A 19735-nucleotide genomic window follows, 5' to 3' on the forward strand; every position below is an offset into this window, starting at 1 on the left:
ATCGTTCTCGGCATATGGCTGCCGAAGCCAGTACGTGCACTGCGGTGTGCGGCGCCTCCAAAGCCGGCGAGTAGCGGAATGTGTCCTTACTAGCCCTACCGGCTCGACCGAGGCGATCGCAAGTGCGTTCTGTGGTGATATGTCCTACTTTGGTGGGTTGTTCGGATGTCGGAGTGCGTTCGGAAGGCGTAATGTTCGAGGGCATCAGCAGCCACGACCTCGGGAGAGAGACGGCATGGACCACGGGACGGTCGGCAGCGCACAGTCGGGCCGGCTTCTGGTGGAGGTGCGCGAAGAGGGCTCCAGCGCCGTAGTGACACCCGCGGGTGAGCTGGATCACCACACCGCCGATCTCCTGCGCGAGCCGCTCGACGCCCTCCTCACGAAGGGGTACTCACGGCTTGTGGTCGACTGCTCACGGCTCGAGTTCTGTGACTCCACGGGACTGAACGTGCTGCTCGGCGCCCGCCTGAAGGCGGAGGCCGCCGGGGGCAGGGTTCATCTGGCGGGCATGCTGCCCGTCGTCGCACGCGTGTTCGAGATCACGGGTGCCGGGGCGGTCTTCACCGTCCATGACTCCATCGAGGAGGCGCTGGCCGACGAGGCCGACTGACTCCTGCCCCACCCGGCCGCCAGGTTGCGGCCGGTGCCCCGGACGTCGTCGCGCGCCGGGCGAACAGGGGGGTGTCCCGCCGGATCGGCCGGGCAGGAGACATCCAGAAACCCGTCGGCCGTCCAGGGTGCTCCGGCCGCCGGACCGGACCGGACGTGGCCCGGGAACCGGCGAACGGCCCGGGTGCGACGTAGAGACGGGCCCGGGAACGGGCGCAGGGACAGGCACAGGAGCGGGTGCAGGAACGCGGGGTGGACGACCGGCGGGCGGCGGAGGGACCGGCCGGCCCGAACGGAATCGGACCTTCGATCGGACCTCTGGCCGGACTTTTGAATCGTGAACTGGTGAATCGGTGAGGTGAAGCGCTGATGAGCAGTACCCGGCCTTGTTCGCCGGGCGACCGCGGCCCGGAGCCGAGCGGCGCTTCCGGGGCGTCCGAGGGAAGAGCGCCGGCGGACGGCGCGTCCATGGGGACAGCCGCACCGTCCGCGCCGACCGAACCGTCCGCGCAGTCCGGGCCGTCCGGGCAGTCCGCGCCGGCCGAGGGTGCGCGGGAGACCCAGGTCCGCCAGGTGCGCCAGGTCCGTCGGCTCCGCCTGGTCGGCGAGAGCGGGGTCGTGCCGCTGGCCCGGGACTTCACCCGCCAGGCGCTGTACGCGTGGGGCTGGCTGCCCGCCGCCACCGCCGACCGGCGCGCCGCCGCCGAGGACGTGCTGCTCGTCGTCTCCGAACTGGTCACCAACGCCTGCCTGCACGCCGAGGGCCCCGACGAACTGTTCCTCACCTGCGACGACAAGGTGATCCGGCTGGAGGTCTCCGACCGTGGCACCGGCCAGCCGGCCCCCCGCACCCCGCACCGCGCCGGGCGCCCCGGCGGCCACGGCATGTTCATCGTGCAGCGGCTGTGCCTGGACTGGGGTGTCGTCCGTACGCCGGGCCGCCCGGGCAAGACGGTGTGGGCGGAGCTGGGTGCTCCGGCCTGACGGCGTGTGGGGCACCCCGGCCTGACGGCGGCGTGAGGCGCGACTCGGCTGACGGCGCGTGGGGCGACTCGGGCTCGCCCCAACTGCCATGCCCTGAGGTCTATCTGAGTCACCGTCTCCACTCGACTCCCTTTCCGCGTACGCCGGATCGACACAACTCCGGCGTGTGACGCGTCTTCCTTCCTCACCACCCCGGGCGTACCTTGACGGCCGAATCTGATGTCCCGTCAGGAATGAATGGGGTGGACCGACCGTGTCGTACCCGAAACGAACCGCCGCGCTCGCGTCCGCCGCGGCCCTGGCGGGGGCGGCCGTGCTGCTGGCCGCGCCGGCGGCCCACGCCGACGTCGTCGACGTCAACTACCACTGCAAGACACCCATCGGAGACAAGAGCGCCGTCTCGCCCATCGACATCAAGGGCGTCAGGAGCGGCAGCGGCTACAGGATCACCATGTCCTGGCAGAAGGGCGTCTCCTCCAGCCCGGTCGAGCTGGGCAAGGGCGCGATGAGTCCGAGCGCCACCATCCGGCTGGGCGGCGCCGACAGCGGCACGCTGGCCGTCTCCGGACCGCCCAACTCGGCGGCGATTCCGGCCAACACCCCCATCAAGATCAGTGACCTGAGCGGCACCTACACGCCGAAGAAGACCGGCAAGGTCACGTTCACGGCGGCCACGCTCACCATCAAGGCGCTCGGTACGACGACGACCTGCACCCCGGCCAACAACCCCAAGCCGTCCCTGACCCTGGACGTGACGGCGGCCGGCGGCTCGGGGTCCTCGACCGGCGGCTCCTCGTCCTCGGCCGGCGGCTCCGGCGCCCAGCTCCCGCAGACCGGCCCCGCGGACTCCACCGTCGCCCTCGGCACGCTCGGCGGAACGGTTCTGCTCGCGGGCGCGGCGGGCGCCCTCTGGCTGACCCGCCGGAACCAGGCCGTACGCCGCTGAACCCCACTCATGGAGCCGCCCGTGCAGCCGCCCATGCCGCCCGACGCCCACGCCGTGCCCCGCCCACGGCGCCCGCCCATGGCCCGCTCCCTGTCCAAGCCCCGCTCCCTGCCCCTGCCCCGCCCCCTGCCCCTGCTCCGGTCCCTGCCCCTGCTCCGGTCCCTGCCCCGCTCCCTGCCCATGGCCCTGTGCCTGCGCGCGGCCGTCCTGTGCCTGCTGGCCCTGCTGGGTGCGGCGCCCGCCGCCTGGGGGGCGCCCCCGCGCACGGAGCCGGGCGGCTGGTCCGTCGCGCCGTCGGGAGGCGGCCGCCCCTCCTTCTACGCCGAGGGCCCGCCCGGAACGGTTCTGCGCGACACGGTGTCCGTCACCAACCGTGGGCACGCTCCCGTCGACGTCCGCCTGTCCGGCACCGGCGTCCGGACCGCCTTCGCCGACACGGACGTGCGCGTACCCGCCCGCACCCGCGCCGAGGTGCCCTTCACGGTGACCGTGCCGGCCGCGTCCGAGCCCGGCGACCGTTCCGGCGCGATCGTCGCGCGCGATGCCGAGGGCCGGACCAGGACCGTACGGCTGCGCCTGCGCGTCGGCGGCCCGGCGCTCGCCGCGCTCACCGTCGAGCATGTGGCCCTGCACGGCGACCGCATCACGTACGAGCTGGTCAACCGCGGTACGACCGTCCTGGTGCCCCGGCTCGCCGTACGCGCGGACGGTGTCTTCGGCCGGGTCCTGGACCGCGCCCCGCGCACCCTCCCCGTCCGCCTGCTCCCGGGCACCCGCCGGAAGCTCACCGAACCCTGGCCGGACCGGCCGGCCCTGGACGCGGTCGACATACGGCTCACCGTCACGGCGGCGGACGGGGCGCACGACACGGCGACCGCGTCGGCGCGGTTCGTGCCGTGGGGGACGGTGGCGGGATCGGCGGGTGCGGTGGCCGTCGGCGCGGGCGCGCTGCTCCTCGTACGACGACGGGGGCGCCGTACGACGGACGACGGCCCGGCGCTCGACGGCCCGCCGCCCGGCATCACCGGGGCCGGTGCCCTCGCGCCCGAACCCTCGTCCACCGACGCCGAGCTGACGGGAGGTGCGGTGAAGTGAGCGGCATCGTACGGATGGTGCGGCCGCCGGTGTGGGCCGCGGTGCTCGCGCTGCTGCTCCTGCTGCCGCTCGCCGGGCCGGCGGTCCCGGCGGCTACTGCGGCCGAGTCGGACCGGCGGCCCGGTGTGAAGCTGTCCGCGGCGCAGGCGGGGGCGGGCGGTTCGGTCACCGTCAGCGGCAGCGGCTGGCGGCCGCGCACCCTGCTGATGATGCTGATCTGCGGGCGGGCCACCCCGGCCCGGGGCGTGATCGGCGGCACCAACTCCTGCGCCAACGCCGACGGCCGGGCCGTGACCACCGACGCCGTCGGCGCCTTCGCCCGGAAGCTGCCGGTCGCCGAGCCGCCGGTGCCCTGTCCCTGTGCGGTGCACGTGGCCACGGTGACCGGTGCGAAGGCCGAGGCGGACGCGGTCCTCCAGGTCGCCGGGCATCCCGTCGCCCCGCTGCCCGCCGAGGCATCCGGCGGCCGGCTGTCGATCCTGTCCGACACCCGGCTGACCGGCTCGAGCGGGCTGCTGACCTGGTTCGGGGCGCCGCCGGGCCGCACCCTGGTCTTCACCGCCGGCAACGTCGGCTCCACCGCGATCAAGGACCCGGTCTTCCGGGTCGGCACCGCGCACGGCGTCTTCGCGCCCCAGTGGGACGAGCAGCAGTGGCGCGGGACGCTCGCGCCCGGGAAGAAGGCCGAGATCAGGCTGCCGGTCGAGCTGTCGGCCGGGGCGCACGGCGACTACACCGTGAGCCTGGAGTACGACGGCAAGGTCCTCGCCGAGCAGCCGTGGGGCGTGGGCCGGCCCTGGGGCGTGACCCTGTTCTGGATCCTGCTGTGCCTGGTCGTCCCGGCCGCCGTCTTCCGCGCCGGGATGGCCGTCGTGGACCGGGTACGGCCCCGCCGGCCGGGCGGTGTCCGCCACCGGCGCCTCACCCGGCCGGCCCTGCGGCTGCCCCGCTCCCGCACCCCCGGGCCCGACCGCGACTCCTCCGGGCCCGACCGCGACACCTCCGGGCCCGGGCCCGGCCCGACTCCGACCCTGCCGTGGTTCACCCCGGGCTCCGCTCCGGGCACCCCGGCCGGCCGGCTCTCCGCACCGCACGACGACAGCCCGACGAGTCCGACGACTCCCACCCAGAAGGGATCCACGTGAGCATGCGAAGGAGAGGTACACCGGCCAGGAGGACGGGCGCCGCGGGCGCCGCACTGGTGCTCTGCTCGGCGGGCGTGCTGCTGGGCGTGGCCGCGGCGCCCGCGCAGGCGGCCCAGGTGTCGTTCGCCACCCACTGCGTGCCGCCCGCGGGCATCGATCCCGTCGACGGCACCACGAAGGTGGAGATCACCGCGCCCGCCACGGCGAAGGTGGGCGACACGGTGAACGTCGTGTGGACGTTCGTCCAGGCCGCCTCGAAGAACCCGGACATCATCGACCTGCCGGCCAACTCGGTCCAGCCGTCCGGCGTCCTCAAGGCGGCCGGCGCGCAGGCGGCGGACATCGCCATGCAGGGGCCCCGGGAGAACCCGCCGATCCCCAAGGGCGCCGACATGGTGCTGTCCGCCATGAAGGGCACGCTGAAGCTGACGGCGCCCGGCGAGGTGACGCTGACACCGGACGCGTACACGGTCAACGCGATGTCGACGAACACGAAGTGCACGCCGAAGGAGACCGTGCAGAAGGCGGCGACGATCCAGGTGATGCCGGGCGGCGGCGGCTCGTCCAGTCCGCCCCCCAGCCAGTCGTCGAGCCCGTCCGGCAGCGCGAGCCCCTCGAACAGCGCGAGCCCGTCGAGCAGCGGCGGCACCGGCCAGACCGACTTCACCGGCAAGGAGGTCCAGGTGCCGTACGCGTGCAAGACGCCGATCGGCGACAAGAACGCGACCTCGCCGGTGCAGATCAACGCCAGGAAGAACGGCGGGAGCTACGACCTCACCGTGCAGTTCAAGAAGTCCGTGATGGACAGCCCCGCCGACATCCCGAAGGACTCCGTGAAGCCCTCGATGGAGGTCGTGCTGGGCGGCGCGGACAAGGGCACCGTGCATGTGGAGGGGCCGACGAACGCCAAGGAGATCAAGTCCGGCGAGCCGATCGAGATCCCCGACCTCAAGGGCACCTACAAGCCGGGCGCGAGCGGGAAGTCGACGCTGTCCCCGGGCGTGCTGACCGTCAAGGCCCTGGGCACGACGACCACCTGCACGCCGACGAAGACCGAGGTCTCGCTCACCCTGGACACCTCCCAGCAGCCGGGCGGCGCCTCGGGCGGCACCTCGACCTCCGGGGGCTCCTCCGCGACCGGCGGCAGTGGCAGCGGCAGCGGTGACGGCGGGCTCGCCGAGACCGGTTCCGGTGACCACGGCGCCCTCAAGGCGCTCGGCCTGGTGGCGGGCACGGCGATCCTGCTGGGCGGCGCGGTGTTCACGTTCATGCCGGGACGCAGGACGCGCTGAACCGGCGCAGGCCGAGCCCGCCATGGGCCAGGCCACGCCGAAACGCCCGGAGGGCCACCGCATCCCCAGGATGCGGTGGCCCTCCGGCGGCCGAGCTCAGCGGCGAGCGACTAGTGCACGTCGCCCATCAGCTTGTTGACCTTCTTGCGGTACATCCACACCGCGACACCGGCGACCACGGCGAGCACGGCCTCCAGGGTGACGAAGCCCGTCCTGTCGAGGTTCACCCCGCCGACGGCCGGGTTGGACAGCAGCGCGGTGACCGAGTCGCCCGCGGTGACCGCGAGGAACCAGACGCCCATCATCTGCGAGGCGTACTTCTTCGGCGCCATCTTCGTCGTCACGGACAGACCCACCGGAGACAGCGTCAGCTCACCGATCGTCTGGACGAAGTAGATCGCGACCAGCCACATCGCCGCGGCCTTGTGACCGTCCTCGGCGATCGACAGCGGGGCGAGGAAGAGGAAGAAGGACGCACCGATCAGCACCAGGCCGGAGGCGAACTTCACGATCGTGCTCGGCTCCTTGCCGCGCCGGTTCAGCCACAGCCACAGCCAGGCGCAGACGGGCGCCAGCGCCATGATCATGACGGGGTTGACCGACTGGTACCAGGAGACCGGGAACTTCCAGCCGAAGATGGTGTTCTCGGCCTTGCCCTCGGCGAAGAGCGACAGGGTCGAACCACCCTGGTCGTAGATCATCCAGAAGACGGCGGCGGCGACGAAGAACCAGACGTACGCCGAGACCTTCGAGCGCTCGGCCCGGTCGATGTCCTTGTCCCGGAGTATGCGGGTGATGACCAGGATCGGCACGATCAGACCGATGAGCGTGAGCGGAATCAGCGCCCAGTTCAGGGTGAAGTGACCGGAGAAGCCCACGACGGCGTAGAAGACCACGGCGATCGCCAGCCAGATCAGGCCCTTGCGCAGCGTGGCGGCCTTCTCCTCGGCGGACATCGGCGTCGGGACGACATCGCTCTTCTCGCTCAGGTGACGGCCGCCGAGCAGGTACTGGGCCAGACCCAGCGCCATGCCGAGCGCGGCCAGCGCGAAGCCGAAGTGCCAGTTGACGTTCTCACCGACGGTGCCGATGACCAGCGGCGCGGCGAACGCGCCCGCGTTGATGCCGATGTAGAAGATGGTGAAGCCACCGTCACGGCGCGGGTCGTCCGGGCCCTTGTACAGGTGGCCGACCATCGTGGAGATGTTGGCCTTCAGCAGACCCGAGCCGATCGCGACGAGACCGAGGCCGACGAAGAAGCTGACGGCGGCCGGCAGCGCCAGGCACAGGTGGCCGAGCATGATGATCAGGCCCGCGAAGGCGACCGTCTTGCGGGGGCCGAGGAAGCGGTCGGCGACCCAGCCGCCGGGCAGGGCCAGCAAGTACACGAGCGACACGTAGACCGAGTAGATCGCGGTCGTCGTGCCCGGGCTCAGGTGCAGGCCGTTCGGGGCCAGCAGGTACAGCGGGAGCAGGGCCCTCATGCCGTAGTAGGAGAAACGCTCCCACATCTCGGTCATGAAAAGAGTGGCCAGTCCTCGGGGGTGGCCGAAGAAGGTCTTCTCGGATCCGGGGGTGCCCGGTCGGACCGAGTCCTTCGTCAGGCTGGACGCCATGGTCGTTCCTTGCTGGTCGGGACGCGCGTTGGAGCGCGGCGCGCCCGGTGGGGTGCGGCCGGCACCGGCGGGTCGGCCGTCCACCCCCACGCCCAGGGGGAGTCCGTGCCGGGTCGCGGCGCGGCGGACGGCGACCACCGGGATCCACGCCCCCGACGCGTCGCTGCGTCCGGAGCCCGGCCAGAGGTCATTCCTTTCAAGGCTGACGTTCACCAGTGATGTTCATCAGCCCGCACACAAAAAAGACCTTCAGCGTCATGTGCCCGCCAAAGGTCCCCGGTGTACTACAGGCGTTGCAGGTCACCATACGGCAGGACACTGCCGGATATGGAAGGACTTGAGACACGGATCACAGGTGTCGGGGGAACCGCGCGACGGATTTCGAAGGTCTCTTCCACGATCTCATCCCACGGACAATGGTTCGTACCAGCGGGGCGAAGGTAAGAATCCCGGGAACCGATCACACCCCGGCACTGCGCGCGGGCGGTCTACCATCACCTCATGACCCGTGTACTGCTCGCCGAGGACGACGCGTCCATCTCGGAGCCGCTGGCCCGCGCCCTGCGCAGAGAGGGCTACGAGGTCGAGGTGCGCGAGGACGGACCCACCGCGCTCGACGCCGGAATGCAGGGCGGCGTCGACCTGGTCGTGCTGGACCTGGGCCTGCCCGGCATGGACGGCCTGGAGGTCGCCCGCCGGCTGCGCGCCGACGGCCACACCGTGCCGATCCTCATCCTGACCGCGCGGGCCGACGAGGTGGACACCGTCGTCGGCCTGGACGCCGGCGCCGACGACTACGTGACCAAGCCCTTCCGGCTCGCCGAACTGCTCGCCCGGGTGCGGGCGCTGCTCCGGCGCGGTGCCGCCGAGCCTCAGCAGCCGCCGGCGACGCACGGGGTGCGGATCGACGTGGAGTCGCACCGGGCGTGGATGGGCGACGAGGAACTCCAGCTGACCGCGAAGGAGTTCGACCTGCTGCGGGTGCTGGTGCGGGACGCCGGCCGGGTGGTCACGCGCGACCAGCTGATGCGTGAGGTCTGGGACACCACGTGGTGGTCGTCGACCAAGACGCTGGACATGCACATTTCCTGGCTGCGCAAGAAGCTCGGGGACGATGCGGCGAACCCCCGGTACATCGCCACGGTGCGGGGTGTCGGGTTCCGGTTCGAGAAGAGTTAGCGTGCGGCCCGCGCCCGGGGCTTGCAGCTGACCAAGGCACACTGGTCGTCGTAAGCCGCTGCCCGGAGGGCCCCCGTGCGTCGTCGTCTCATCCAGTCCACCCTCGCCGTCGTTCTCGTGGTGATCGCCGTCTTCGGCGTGTCGCTGGTGATCGTGGAGACGCGGACGATCACCAGCAGCGCGCAGGAGCGGGTGGAGTCCGAGGCGGTGCGGCTGGCGAGCATCGTGGACAGCCGGATCCTCGCGGACGAGCACGTGAACTCCGAGGTCCTGCGCAACCCGGTCAGCAAGACCCAGTACGCGGTGATCCGCGTGCCGGGTCGGCCGCCGATCGAGATCGGCACCAAGCCGCAGGGCGACGTGATCCACTCCACGCAGAAGGGCGAGGAGGGCGAGACGGTCACCGTGGAGGAGCCGCGCTCCGCCGTGACCCGTGAGGTCGGCCGCACCCTGCTGATCATCGGGCTGGTCGCCCTGCTCGCCGTGATAGCGGCCGTGCTGCTCGCCGTGCGCCAGGCCAACCGGCTCGCCTCCCCGCTGACCGACCTCGCCGAGACCGCGGAACGGCTCGGGTCGGGCGACCCGCGTCCGCGGCACAAGCGCTACGGCGTCCCCGAGCTGGACCGGGTCGCCGATGTGCTGGACGCCTCCGCCGAGCGGATCGGGCGCATGCTGACCGCCGAGCGGCGGCTGGCCGCCGACGCCTCCCATCAGCTGCGCACGCCGCTGACCGCGCTGTCCATGCGGCTGGAGGAGATCACCCTCACCGACGACCCGGACACGGTGAAGGAGGAGGCGAACGTCGCGCTCGCGCAGGTCGAGCGGCTCACGGACGTGGTGGAGCGGCTGCTGACCAACTCGCGCGACCCGCGCACCGGCTCCGCGGTCTCCTTCGACCTGGACGAGGTCATCCAGCAGCAGCTCGCCGAGTGGCGGCCCGCCTACCGCAATGTCGGCCGGGCCATCGTCAGCTCCGGCAAACGGCATCTGAAGGCGGTCGGCACGCCCGGCGCGGTCGCGCAGGTGCTGGCCGCGCTGATCGAGAACTCGCTCATGCACGGGGGCGGGACCGTCGCCCTGCGCACCCGGGTCACCGGCAACCAGGCCGTGATCGAGGTCACCGACGAGGGGCCCGGCGTCCCCGCCGACCTGGGGGCGCGGATCTTCGAGCGGACGATCAGCGGCCGCAACTCCACGGGGATCGGGCTCGCCGTGGCCCGCGACCTCGCCGAGGCGGACGGCGGCCGCCTGGAGCTGCTCCAGTCGCAGCCGCCGGTGTTCGGCCTGTTCCTGTCCCGCACGCCCCCGGCCCGCAAGCTGGACGAGGAGCCGACGGTCCGCTAGACGCTCCGCCGACGGTGCCGCTGTGCGCCGGACTTCCGGGCGATGACCGGATGCCGCCTCGCGGAAGCCGCTTACGGGACCCGCTGACGCGCCTTGGAGCGGGGCCTGCGCGACCTCTGCTCCAGGACCGACTCCCGCTCCAGGATCGACTGCGCGCCGGCCACGGCCTCGTGCGCGGGCAGCGCGCGGAACACCCAGGTGCGGTACGACCAGAACCGGAACAGGGTGGCCACGCCGATGCCGATGAACTTGAAGACGTTGCTCTGCAGCGGGGTGTCCCAGCCGAAGCCGTACGTCGCCAGGTAGAGCACGCCGTTCTCGATCACCAGACCGATCGCGCTGAAGAACAGGAACAGCGTGAGTTCCCGGGTGCGCCCGCTCTTGTCGCGGTCCCGGTACGTCCAGTAACGGAAGCCGATGTAGTTGAAGATGATCGCGACGACGGTCGCGATGATGCTGGCGCGCACCACGGGCAGGTCGGAAACGTTCCGGACCAGGTTGAACACGCCGAGATTGACGAGGACACCGGCACCGCCGACGGCGCCGAACTTGGCCAACTCGCGCACGAGCCGTCGCAGCCTCGAGGAACCGTGTTCCATGGCCGTGCAGCTCCCGTCCGTAGGTTTCGTCAGCCCAGCCATGCTATCCACGCGGACCCGCCGACGCTCCCTCACCGGGCCACTCCCGGGGAACAGGTCGGAAAGAGCCGGGAAAGTGCTGGGTAAGAAGACGCGAGACGGACGAAAACGGGCCCGGCCGACATGGCCGATACGCTAGGGGGGTGACGTTCCCGGTAGTCGGCATGGTCGGCGGGGGGCAGCTCGCGCGTATGACGCACGAAGCGGGCATCCCGTTGGGCATCAGGTTCAAGCTCCTCAGTGACACCCCTCAGGATTCCGCGGCGCAGGTCGTGAGCGATGTCGTCATCGGCGACTATCGCGATCTCGACACGCTGCGTGAGTTCGCGCGCGGTTGCGATGTGATCACCTTCGATCACGAACATGTACCCACCGAGCACCTCAGGGCCCTGGAGGCGGACGGCATACCCGTGCGCCCGGGGCCGGACGCGCTGGTGCACGCCCAGGACAAGGGGGTGATGCGCGCCAAGCTCGACGCGATCGGCATTCCCTGCCCGCGGCACCGCATCGTGATCGACGCCGAGGACGTGGTCCGTTTTGCGGCGGAGGGCGACGGCTTCCCGGTCGTCCTCAAGACCGTCCGCGGCGGTTACGACGGCAAGGGTGTGTGGGTCGTGGAGTCCGCCGAGGAGGCCACCGACCCGTTCCGCGCGGGCGTGCCGGTCCTCGCCGAGGAACTGGTCGATTACGTCCGCGAGCTCGCCGCCAACGTCGTACGCTCCCCGCACGGCCAGGCCGTCGCCTACCCGGTGGTCGAGTCCCGGCAGGTCGACGGCGTCTGCGACACCGTGATCGCGCCCGCGCCCGACCTGGACCACGAGTCGGCTCTCCGAGCCGAGGAGATGGCGCTGCGGATCGCCAAGGAGCTCGGCGTCGTCGGCCACCTCGCCGTCGAGCTGTTCGAGACCCGCGACGGCCGCATCCTCGTCAACGAACTGGCGATGCGCCCGCACAACTCCGGGCACTGGACCCAGGACGGCGCGATCACCTCCCAGTTCGCCAACCACGTGCGTGCCGTGCTCGACCTCCCGCTCGGCGACCCGCGCCCGCGCGCCACGTGGACGGTGATGGCCAACGTCCTGGGCGGCGACTACCCGGACATGTACTCCGCGTACTTGCACTGCATGGCCCGCGACCCCAAGCTCAAGATCCACATGTATGGCAAGGACGTGAAGCCCGGCCGCAAGGTCGGACACGTCAACACCTACGGCGACGACCTGGACGACGTGCTGGAGCGCGCCCGTCATGCAGCCGGCTATCTGAGAGGCACCATCACCGAATGAGCACCGCTGCCGGCCCCGTCGTGGGCATCGTCATGGGGTCGGACTCCGACTGGCCCGTCATGGAGGCCGCCGCCAAGGCCCTCGACGAGTTCGAGATCGCGTACGAGGTCGACGTCGTCTCCGCGCACCGCATGCCGCGCGAGATGATCACGTACGGCGAGCAGGCCGCCGACCGCGGACTGAAGGTGATCATCGCCGGGGCGGGCGGCGCCGCCCACCTGCCCGGCATGCTCGCCTCCGTCACCCCGCTGCCGGTCATCGGCGTCCCCGTGCCGCTGAAGTACCTCGACGGCATGGACTCCCTGCTGTCGATCGTGCAGATGCCGGCCGGCGTGCCCGTCGCCACCGTCTCCGTCGCCGGTGCCCGCAACGCCGGTCTGCTCGCGGCCCGCATGCTCGCCGCGCACGACGAGGACCTGCTGCAGAAGATGCGCGACTTCCAGCAGGACCTGAACGACCAGGCCACCGAGAAGGGCAAGCGGCTGCGCTCCAAGGTCGAGGGCGCGCAGGGCTTCGGCTTCGGGAAGTGACGCCGATGACCTTCCTGGAGGAAGCCCGGGACCTGCTGCGCGAGTTCCCGGTCGTCGACGGCCACAACGACCTGCCCTGGGCGCTGCGCGAGCAGGTCGGCTACGACCTCGACGCTCGCGACATCGCCACGTCGCAGAACGCCCACCTGCACACCGACCTGCCCCGCCTGCGCGCGGGCGGGGTCGGCGCGCAGTACTGGTCGGTGTACGTGCGCTCGGACCTGCCGGACGCGGTGCCGGCCACGCTGGAGCAGATCGACTGCGTGCGACGGCTGATCGAGCGGTACCCGGACCGGCTGGCGCCCGCCCTGACCGCCGCCGACATGGAGGCCGCCCGCGCCCAGGGCCGGATCGCCTCCCTGATGGGCGCCGAGGGCGGCCACTCCATCGCCAACTCCCTCGGCACGCTCCGCAGCCTGTACACGCTCGGCGTGCGCTACCTGACGCTCACCCACAACGACAACGTGGACTGGGCGGACTCGGCGACCGACGAGCCGAAGGCGGGCGGTCTGACGGCCTTCGGCCGCGAGGTCGTACGGGAGATGAACCGGCTCGGCATGCTCGTCGACCTCTCCCACGTGGCGGCGACGACCATGCGGGACGCGCTGGACACGTCGTCCGCCCCGGTGATCTTCTCCCACTCCTCGGCGCGGGCCGTGTGCGACCACCCCCGCAACATCCCGGACGACGTCCTCGAACGCCTGCCCGCCAACGGCGGCATGGCGATGGTGACGTTCGTGCCCAAGTTCGTGCTCCAGGCGGCCGTCGACTGGACCGCCGCCGCGGACGAGAACATGCGCGCGCACGGCTTCCACCACCTGGACACCACCCCCGAGGCGATGAAGGTGCACCGCGTCTTCGAGGAGACCAACCCGCGCCCCGTCGCCACCGTGGCGACGGTCGCGGACCACCTCGACCACATGCGCGAGGTGGCGGGCATCGACCACCTGGGCATCGGCGGCGACTACGACGGCACCGCGTTCACCCCGGACGGCCTGAACGACGTCTCCGGCTACCCCAACCTGATCGCCGAACTGCTGCGGCGCGGCTGGTCCCGGCCCGACCTGGCCAAGCTGACCTGGCAGAACGCGGTACGGGTCCTGGGCGCGGCGGAAGACGAGGCCCGCGACCTCCAGGCGACCCGCGCCCCGTCCACCGCCACGCTGCAATCACTCGACGGCTAGGCGTCCCTCTCGGTCGTACCGGAAAGTCGTACTGACGCGGTACCGCTTTCTGGTACGACCGTAGAGAGGGTGATGGCAGATGACCGAGGTACACCGTCTCCTGCCATGACTCGTAGTCGTCGGTTGGAGCTGATGCGGACCGGCACGTGCGACTGGTGTACCGGGCGGACGACAAGGAAGTGAAGATCCTCAAGGCCCGCTACCACTATCACGACTGACGGCGCGGATCCGGCCATGGCGTTGGCTCCGACCAGGGCGTTCGGCCGTACCCCCGAACGCCCCGCTCGCCAGGAAGGATCCGTCCGCTCCGTGCGACCGTGGCCGTACGCCAGCCACGACACGACGTAGCTCACGACGACGTACGGAGCCCGCCCATGGCCGACCTCCAGAACGACATGTCCGCCAAGCCCGAGGTCGGCGAGATCGGCGGCGTGCCGTACGACCCCTTCCCGGCCGGGCCGCACGACGACGGCGGCGCCCGGGACGAGGCACTGGAGCGCGCCCACGCCCTGCTCGCCGAGCACCCCGTCGCCGATGGCTACAGCGGGCTCCCGTGGGCCCTGCGCCATCTGAGCCGGTACGACCTGGAGCAGGGCGAGGCGGCCGTCGACACCGATCTGCCGCGGCTGCGCGAGGGCCACGTGGGCGTCTTGTTCTGGTCACTGCACCGGCCTGAGCCGGCGGGCGGCGGCCGCGCGGTGGCCGCGACCCTGGAACAGCTCGACCTGGCCCGCTCGGTCGTCGACGCCCACCCCGAGGGCCTGCGGCTGGCGACCACCGCCGGGCAGATCATCGACGCCCGCAACTGCGGCCGCGCCGCCGTCGTCCTCGGCCCCGCCCAGGCCGGCGCGCTCGACGACTCCCTGGCCGTCCTGCGCGTCCTGCACAGCCTCGGCCTGCGCGTGCTCACCCTGACCGGCACCGCCTGGGCGGGCGAGGCGGGGCTGACCCGGTTCGGCGAGGAGGTCGTCCGGGAGATGAACCGGCTCGGCGTGCTCGCCGACCTCTCCGGCGCCTCCGAGGCCACCGTCGGCCGGACCGTCGCCGTCTCCAGGACCCCCGTGCTGTGCACCCGCTCCGCCGCCCGCGCCCTGCGCCCGCACCCCGCCAACCTGCCCGACGCCCTGCTCGCCGAGCTGGGCCGGGCCAAGGGCCTGTGCATGGTGCCGCTCACCGCCGAGCAGACCGGCCCCACCGTCCAGGACGTCGCCGACCACCTCGGCCACGTCCGGGCGGTCGCCGGCCCCGAGTGCGTCGGGCTGTCCGGCACCTACGACTCCGGCGCCACCCACCCCGACGACCTCGCCGACGCCTCCCGCTACCCCCACCTCGTCGCGGAACTGCTCCGCCGCGGCTGGTCCGAGACCGAGCTGTCCCTGCTGACCTGGGGAAACGTCCAGCGGGTCCTGCGCAGCGCCGACTTCACGGCGAAGGCCGCACAACAGCGCCGGGTGCCGTCCACGGCGAGCATCGCGGAGCTGGACGGCTGAGCCTCGGGCGCGGAGCCGGACGGCCGGGCCTCAGCAGTGGAGCCGGACGGCCGAGCCTCAGGAGTGGTCGATCCGGCAGAGGCAGAACGGGTGTCCCGCGGGATCGGCGAACACCCGGTAGTCCTCCTCCACGGGGTCGGCCTCCCGCCGCAGCAGCCGCGCACCCAGCTCCAGCACCCTCTTCTCCGCCGCGTCCACCTCCTCCCAGGTGGACCCCGCGTCGAGGTCGAGGTGGAACTGCTGCGAGTTCCGGTCCGCCCGGGGCCACTCGGGCGGGACGTACCCCTCGGCCCGCTGGAAGGCGATCCGGGGCCCGTCCGGTACCTGCAGAACGACCCAGTCGTCGTCCTCGGAGCGAAGGGTGCCTCCCGCGACGGCCGCGTAGAAGGCGGCCAGCGCGGGCGGGTCGGGGCAGTCGAGCACGACGGAACGGAATCGGGCGACGGGCGCCATGGTGTCCTCCCTGTCCTTTCTCAGCATGCGCACAGACAGAACGGATGCCCCGCCGGGTCGGCGTACACACGCCAGGTGCGGGAGCGGTCCGCCGCGTCCAGCGGCTTCGCACCGAGATCGAGGACGCCCTGCTCGGCGGCGTCCAGGTCCGCCACGGCCAGGTCCAGGTGGAACTGCTGCGAGGCGTCCGGCGCGGGCCACGTCGGCGGCACGAACCCGTCCGCCCGCTGGAAGGCGAGTGCCTGCCCTCCGGGGACCACCCGCGCCCCCCCTGTACGTCGCCGTCGACGACCACGACGGCTCAGCGGCCCTCGCCCCCGCCGACAGCGGTCCCCTGCTCTCCCGTGTCGCCGCCGCGGTCGCCGAGGCGCTGGTCGCCGGGACCTGGAACCGGCTGAAGGCCTGCGAGGCCGAGACCTGCCACTGGGCGTACTACGACCGCAGCCCCGCCGGACGCGGACGCTGGTGCTCGATGCAGGTGTGCGGGTCGCGCGCGAAGATGCGCCGGTACCGGGCCAAGGAGCGGTAAGGCGCGGGACCTCATCGGGCACGGATGTGCAAGGAGCGGTAAGGCGCGGGGACTTCATCGGCCACGGATATGTCCGTTGGTGCAGAATGCGGGAAGACGCCGGTTCGGCCGACTGAGCCTCGGCCGAACCGGCGTCGCCGGTGAAGTGTGGTGCAGCGTGGTGACGTGCTACGCCGTCGGGCGGCCCATCGCCCGGTACGTCCAGCCGGCCCGGCGCCACTGCTCCGGGTCGAGGGCGTTGCGCCCGTCCAGGATCACCCGGGCCGCCACGGCCTCGCCCAGCGCCGCCGGGTCCAGCTCGCGGAACTCCCGCCACTCGGTGAGGTGCAGGACCACGTCGGCGCCCCGGACCGCCTCCAGCGCCGAGCCGGCGTAGCCCAGCGTCGGGAAGACCTTGCGGGCGTTGTCCATGCCCTTGGGGTCGTACACGGTCACCTGGCCGCCCTGGAGGTGTATCTGCCCGGCCACGTTCAGCGCGGGCGAGTCACGGACGTCGTCCGAGTCGGGCTTGAAGGTGGCGCCCAGCACCGCGACCCGCTTGCCCAGGAACGAACCGCCCCCGAGCGCCTCGCGGGCCATCTCCACCATCTGGCCGCGCCGGCGCATGTTGATGGAGTCGATCTCCCGCAGGAAGGTCAGCGCCTGGTCCGCGCCCAGCTCACCGGCCCGGGCCATGAACGCCCGGATGTCCTTCGGCAGACAGCCGCCGCCGAAGCCGATGCCGGCGCGCAGGAACTTGCTGCCGATCCGGTCGTCGTACCCGATGGCCTCCGCCAGCCGCGCCACGTCACCGCCGCCCGCCTCGCACACCTCAGCCATCGCGTTGATGAAGGAGATCTTGGTGGCGAGGAAGGAGTTCGCGGCCGTCTTCACCAGCTCGGCGGTCGGGAAGTCGGTCACCACGAACGGCGTGCCCTCGCCGATCGGCGTGGCGTACACCTCCCGCAGCAGCTTCTCGGCACGCTCGCTGCGCACACCGGCCACGATCCGGTCCGGGTGCAGGGTGTCCTGGACGGCGAACCCCTCGCGCAGGAACTCCGGGTTCCAGGCCAGCTCGGCGTCCGCGCCTGCCGGCGCGTGCTCGGCGAGGAAGGCGGCAAGGCGCTCGGCCGAGCCGACCGGCACGGTCGACTTGCCGACGACCAGCGCCGGGCCGTGCAGATGCGGGGCGAGCGAGGCGATGGCGGAGTCGACGTACGACATGTCGCAGGCGTACTCGCCGTGCTTCTGCGGAGTGTTCACGCAGACGAAGTGGACGTCACCGAAGGCCGCGACCTCGGCGAAGTCGGTGGTGAAGCGCAGCCGCCCCGAGGACCCCTCGATGCCCGCGACGTGCCGGCGCAGCAGCTCGTCGAGCCCCGGCTCGTACATCGGGGTCTCGCCGCGCTCCAGCATGGCGATCTTCTCGGGCACGACATCGAGACCGAGCACCTCGAAGCCCAGCTCGGCCATGGCCGCTGCATGCGTGGCGCCCAGATAGCCGGTGCCGATCACGGTGATCTTCAGGCTCATGGATGTGCTCCAGATCGGGTACGTCGGTGATGCGGAGCCGAGCATAGTCGGGCCGCCCACCGGGGAATTTCCCCGCTGTCGCGTAGCTCACGTAGGCGTCCTCCGGGCCGCCCACTAAAATTTGGGTTACTTAACGGTAATTAGCGTCACTATCACAGCGTCTTTGGAGCGTGAGAGACCTTGGCCGGCTCGGCTGAATTCGACCTGTACCGCCCGTCCGAAGAGCACGACATGCTCCGTGACGCCGTCCGCTCGCTGGTGGAGGCGAAGATCGCGCCGTTCGCCGCCGCGGTGGACGAGGAGGCCCGCTTCCCGCAGGAGGCCCTGGACGCCCTCGTGGCCAACGACCTGCACGCCGTGCACGTCCCCGAGGAGTACGGCGGCGCCGGCGCCGACGCGCTCGCCACGGTCATCGTGATCGAGGAGGTGGCCCGCGCCTGCGTGTCCTCCTCCCTCATCCCCGCCGTGAACAAGCTGGGCTCCCTGCCGGTGATCCTCTCCGGCTCCGAGGAGCTGAAGAAGAAGTACATGACCCCGCTCGCCAAGGGCGAGGGCATGTTCTCCTACTGCCTCTCCGAGCCGGAGGCGGGCTCGGACGCGGCCGGCATGAAGACCCGCGCGGTCCGCGACGGCGACCACTGGATCCTCAACGGCGTCAAGCGCTGGATCACCAACGCGGGCGTCTCCGAGTACTACACGGTGATGGCCGTGACCGACCCGGAGAAGCGCTCCAAGGGCATCTCGGCCTTCGTCGTCGAGAAGTCTGACGAGGGCGTCTCCTTCGGTGCCCCGGAGAAGAAGCTCGGCATCAAGGGCTCCCCGACCCGCGAGGTCTACTTCGACAACGTCCGCATCCCCGCCGACCGCATGATCGGCGAGGAGGGCACCGGCTTCGCCACCGCCATGAAGACCCTGGACCACACCCGCATCACCATCGCGGCCCAGGCCCTCGGCGTCGCCCAGGGCGCCCTCGACTACGCCAAGGGCTACGTCCAGGAGCGCAAGCAGTTCGGCAAGCCGATCGGCGACTTCCAGGGCATCCAGTTCATGCTCGCCGACATGGCCATGAAGATCGCCGCCGCCCGCGCCCTGACCTACCAGGCCGCCGCCGCCTCGGAGCGCGGCGACAGCGACCTCACCTTCCAGGGCGCCGCCGCCAAGTGCTTCGCCTCGGACGTCGCCATGGAGGTCACCACCGACGCCGTCCAGCTCCTCGGCGGCTACGGCTACACCCGCGACTACCCGGTCGAGCGCATGATGCGCGACGCCAAGATCACCCAGATCTACGAGGGCACCAACCAGGTCCAGCGGATCGTCATGGCCCGCAACCTGCCGTAAGCAGCCAACGGGCCAAGCGTTTCCGGGAAGGCGTCCTGCGGGGCGCCTTCCCGTCTTTCCGGGTACGCCTCCCGACCGGTCGGTCACATGCGGGCGGTGTCCGGCTGGCGTAGGACGGAAGCACACGGGGCCCGCCCCGGGTCCCCCGCTCCGAGGAGGAGCCATGGCCCAGCCTTCGACGATGCCCGCGATGACCAAGCAGATGCAGGATTGCGTCGACGCGTGCATGAACTGCCACAGCATCTGCGAGGAGACCATGAGCGCCTGCATGCAGATGGGCGGGCAGGCCCAGATGCAGGTCATGCGCGCGCTCATGGACTGCTCCGAAATGACCCGCATGTGCGCCGACATGATGATGCGCCGCTCGCCCATGTCCCAGGAGATGTGCGCGATGTGCGCCAAGGCCTGTGACATGTGCGCCGAGGCGTGTATGGCGATGCCCGACGACCCACAGCTGATGCGCTGTGCGGAGGCGTGTCGCCGCGCCTCCGAGACGTGCCGGGCGATGGCGGCCGCCCGGATGTGACCACCGACGGACGCCCGAACGGCTCAAGGGCACCCGCAC

The 19735-nt window shown here is 71.5% G+C and carries 19 protein-coding genes and 2 pseudogenes; 16 read left to right on the forward strand and 5 right to left on the reverse strand.

Annotated features, from left to right (window positions below):
- Nucleotides 1-235 precede the first annotated feature (235 nt).
- The 6 genes from ABZ865_RS21050 (at nucleotide 236) to ABZ865_RS21075 (ending at nucleotide 6074) form a co-directional block, all read left to right on the forward strand.
- Entirely contained in the window at nucleotides 236-613 is a 378-nt protein-coding gene (locus tag ABZ865_RS21050; RefSeq protein ID WP_361232131.1) for an STAS domain-containing protein, read from the forward strand.
- A gap of 368 nt (nucleotides 614-981) precedes the next feature.
- Entirely contained in the window at nucleotides 982-1596 is a 615-nt protein-coding gene (locus ABZ865_RS21055) for an ATP-binding protein (RefSeq protein ID WP_361232134.1), read from the forward strand.
- A 253-nt stretch (nucleotides 1597-1849) separates the two neighbouring features.
- Nucleotides 1850-2542 (forward strand): LPXTG cell wall anchor domain-containing protein, encoded by a 693-nt coding sequence (locus ABZ865_RS21060; protein WP_361232137.1) that lies wholly within the window; start codon nucleotides 1850-1852, stop codon nucleotides 2540-2542.
- A 21-nt stretch (nucleotides 2543-2563) separates the two neighbouring features.
- The gene (locus ABZ865_RS21065; protein ID WP_361232140.1) at nucleotides 2564-3637 is read left to right on the forward strand and encodes a hypothetical protein; all 1074 of its coding nucleotides are present in this window, start codon (nucleotides 2564-2566) and stop codon (nucleotides 3635-3637) included.
- A gap of 14 nt (nucleotides 3638-3651) precedes the next feature.
- The gene (locus tag ABZ865_RS21070) at nucleotides 3652-4782 is read left to right on the forward strand and encodes a hypothetical protein (protein ID WP_361232314.1); all 1131 of its coding nucleotides are present in this window, start codon (nucleotides 3652-3654) and stop codon (nucleotides 4780-4782) included.
- 2 nt (nucleotides 4783-4784) lie between these two features.
- Nucleotides 4785-6074: a hypothetical protein gene (locus ABZ865_RS21075; protein ID WP_361232143.1), complete on the forward strand. Its 1290-nt coding sequence runs from the start codon at nucleotides 4785-4787 to the stop codon at nucleotides 6072-6074.
- A gap of 110 nt (nucleotides 6075-6184) precedes the next feature.
- Here the strand turns inward: ABZ865_RS21075 and ABZ865_RS21080 are convergent, their stop codons facing one another.
- Nucleotides 6185-7690, reverse strand: a complete 1506-nt coding sequence (locus tag ABZ865_RS21080; protein WP_361232146.1) for an oligopeptide:H+ symporter — start codon at nucleotides 7688-7690, stop codon at nucleotides 6185-6187.
- 501 nt (nucleotides 7691-8191) lie between these two features.
- Between ABZ865_RS21080 and ABZ865_RS21085 the strand changes: the two genes are divergently transcribed.
- Nucleotides 8192-8869 (forward strand): response regulator transcription factor, encoded by a 678-nt coding sequence (locus tag ABZ865_RS21085; protein ID WP_020940464.1) that lies wholly within the window; start codon nucleotides 8192-8194, stop codon nucleotides 8867-8869.
- Nucleotides 8870-8944: 75 nt separating this feature from the next.
- A complete protein-coding gene (locus tag ABZ865_RS21090; RefSeq protein WP_361232149.1) occupies nucleotides 8945-10213 on the forward strand; it encodes an ATP-binding protein in 1269 nt (422 codons plus the stop codon).
- Nucleotides 10214-10284: 71 nt separating this feature from the next.
- Here the strand turns inward: ABZ865_RS21090 and ABZ865_RS21095 are convergent, their stop codons facing one another.
- Nucleotides 10285-10812 carry a GtrA family protein gene (locus ABZ865_RS21095; protein WP_361232152.1) on the reverse strand — a complete coding sequence of 176 codons (528 nt, stop codon included), beginning with the start codon at nucleotides 10810-10812 and terminating at the stop codon, nucleotides 10285-10287.
- A gap of 182 nt (nucleotides 10813-10994) precedes the next feature.
- Here ABZ865_RS21095 and ABZ865_RS21100 point away from each other — a divergent pair, with 182 nt between their 5' ends.
- The 5 genes and pseudogenes from ABZ865_RS21100 (at nucleotide 10995) to ABZ865_RS21120 (ending at nucleotide 15338) form a co-directional block, all read left to right on the forward strand.
- On the forward strand, nucleotides 10995-12134 hold the full coding sequence (locus tag ABZ865_RS21100; RefSeq protein WP_361232156.1) for a 5-(carboxyamino)imidazole ribonucleotide synthase: 1140 nt from the start codon (nucleotides 10995-10997) through the stop codon (nucleotides 12132-12134).
- Complete coding sequence (gene purE / locus ABZ865_RS21105) at nucleotides 12131-12664, forward strand: 5-(carboxyamino)imidazole ribonucleotide mutase (protein WP_361232159.1); 534 nt, start codon at nucleotides 12131-12133, stop codon at nucleotides 12662-12664. The genes ABZ865_RS21100 and purE overlap by 4 nt, the downstream gene beginning before the upstream one ends.
- A gap of 5 nt (nucleotides 12665-12669) precedes the next feature.
- Complete coding sequence (locus ABZ865_RS21110; RefSeq protein ID WP_361232317.1) at nucleotides 12670-13848, forward strand: dipeptidase; 1179 nt, start codon at nucleotides 12670-12672, stop codon at nucleotides 13846-13848.
- Between the two features lie 114 nt (nucleotides 13849-13962).
- Nucleotides 13963-14066, forward strand: a pseudogene (locus ABZ865_RS21115) (type II toxin-antitoxin system YoeB family toxin); the annotation flags it as partial.
- A gap of 156 nt (nucleotides 14067-14222) precedes the next feature.
- Nucleotides 14223-15338 (forward strand): dipeptidase, encoded by a 1116-nt coding sequence (locus tag ABZ865_RS21120; RefSeq protein ID WP_361232162.1) that lies wholly within the window; start codon nucleotides 14223-14225, stop codon nucleotides 15336-15338.
- A 57-nt stretch (nucleotides 15339-15395) separates the two neighbouring features.
- Here the strand turns inward: ABZ865_RS21120 and ABZ865_RS21125 are convergent, their stop codons facing one another.
- Together ABZ865_RS21125 and ABZ865_RS21130 are read right to left on the reverse strand one after the other, a co-directional pair.
- Nucleotides 15396-15791 carry a VOC family protein gene (locus ABZ865_RS21125; protein ID WP_361232164.1) on the reverse strand — a complete coding sequence of 132 codons (396 nt, stop codon included), beginning with the start codon at nucleotides 15789-15791 and terminating at the stop codon, nucleotides 15396-15398.
- A gap of 20 nt (nucleotides 15792-15811) precedes the next feature.
- Nucleotides 15812-16051, reverse strand: coding sequence for a VOC family protein (locus ABZ865_RS21130; RefSeq protein ID WP_361232167.1), 240 nt, complete (start codon nucleotides 16049-16051; stop codon nucleotides 15812-15814).
- An 8-nt stretch (nucleotides 16052-16059) separates the two neighbouring features.
- Between ABZ865_RS21130 and ABZ865_RS21135 the strand changes: the two are divergent.
- Nucleotides 16060-16320 (forward strand): annotated as a pseudogene (locus ABZ865_RS21135) (CGNR zinc finger domain-containing protein); the annotation flags it as partial.
- A 168-nt stretch (nucleotides 16321-16488) separates the two neighbouring features.
- Here the strand turns inward: ABZ865_RS21135 and ABZ865_RS21140 are convergent.
- Nucleotides 16489-17832, reverse strand: a complete 1344-nt coding sequence (locus ABZ865_RS21140; protein WP_361232170.1) for a UDP-glucose/GDP-mannose dehydrogenase family protein — start codon at nucleotides 17830-17832, stop codon at nucleotides 16489-16491.
- A 180-nt stretch (nucleotides 17833-18012) separates the two neighbouring features.
- On the opposite strand from ABZ865_RS21140, the gene ABZ865_RS21145 reads away from it, so the two are divergent.
- Complete coding sequence (locus ABZ865_RS21145) at nucleotides 18013-19170, forward strand: acyl-CoA dehydrogenase (RefSeq protein ID WP_361232173.1); 1158 nt, start codon at nucleotides 18013-18015, stop codon at nucleotides 19168-19170.
- Between the two features lie 163 nt (nucleotides 19171-19333).
- Nucleotides 19334-19696: a four-helix bundle copper-binding protein gene (locus ABZ865_RS21150; RefSeq protein WP_361232175.1), complete on the forward strand. Its 363-nt coding sequence runs from the start codon at nucleotides 19334-19336 to the stop codon at nucleotides 19694-19696.
- Nucleotides 19697-19735: the final 39 nt, after the last annotated feature.

The sequence above is a fragment of the Streptomyces sp. NPDC047085 genome, assembly GCF_040643735.1.
Taxonomy (GTDB): domain Bacteria; phylum Actinomycetota; class Actinomycetes; order Streptomycetales; family Streptomycetaceae; genus Streptomyces.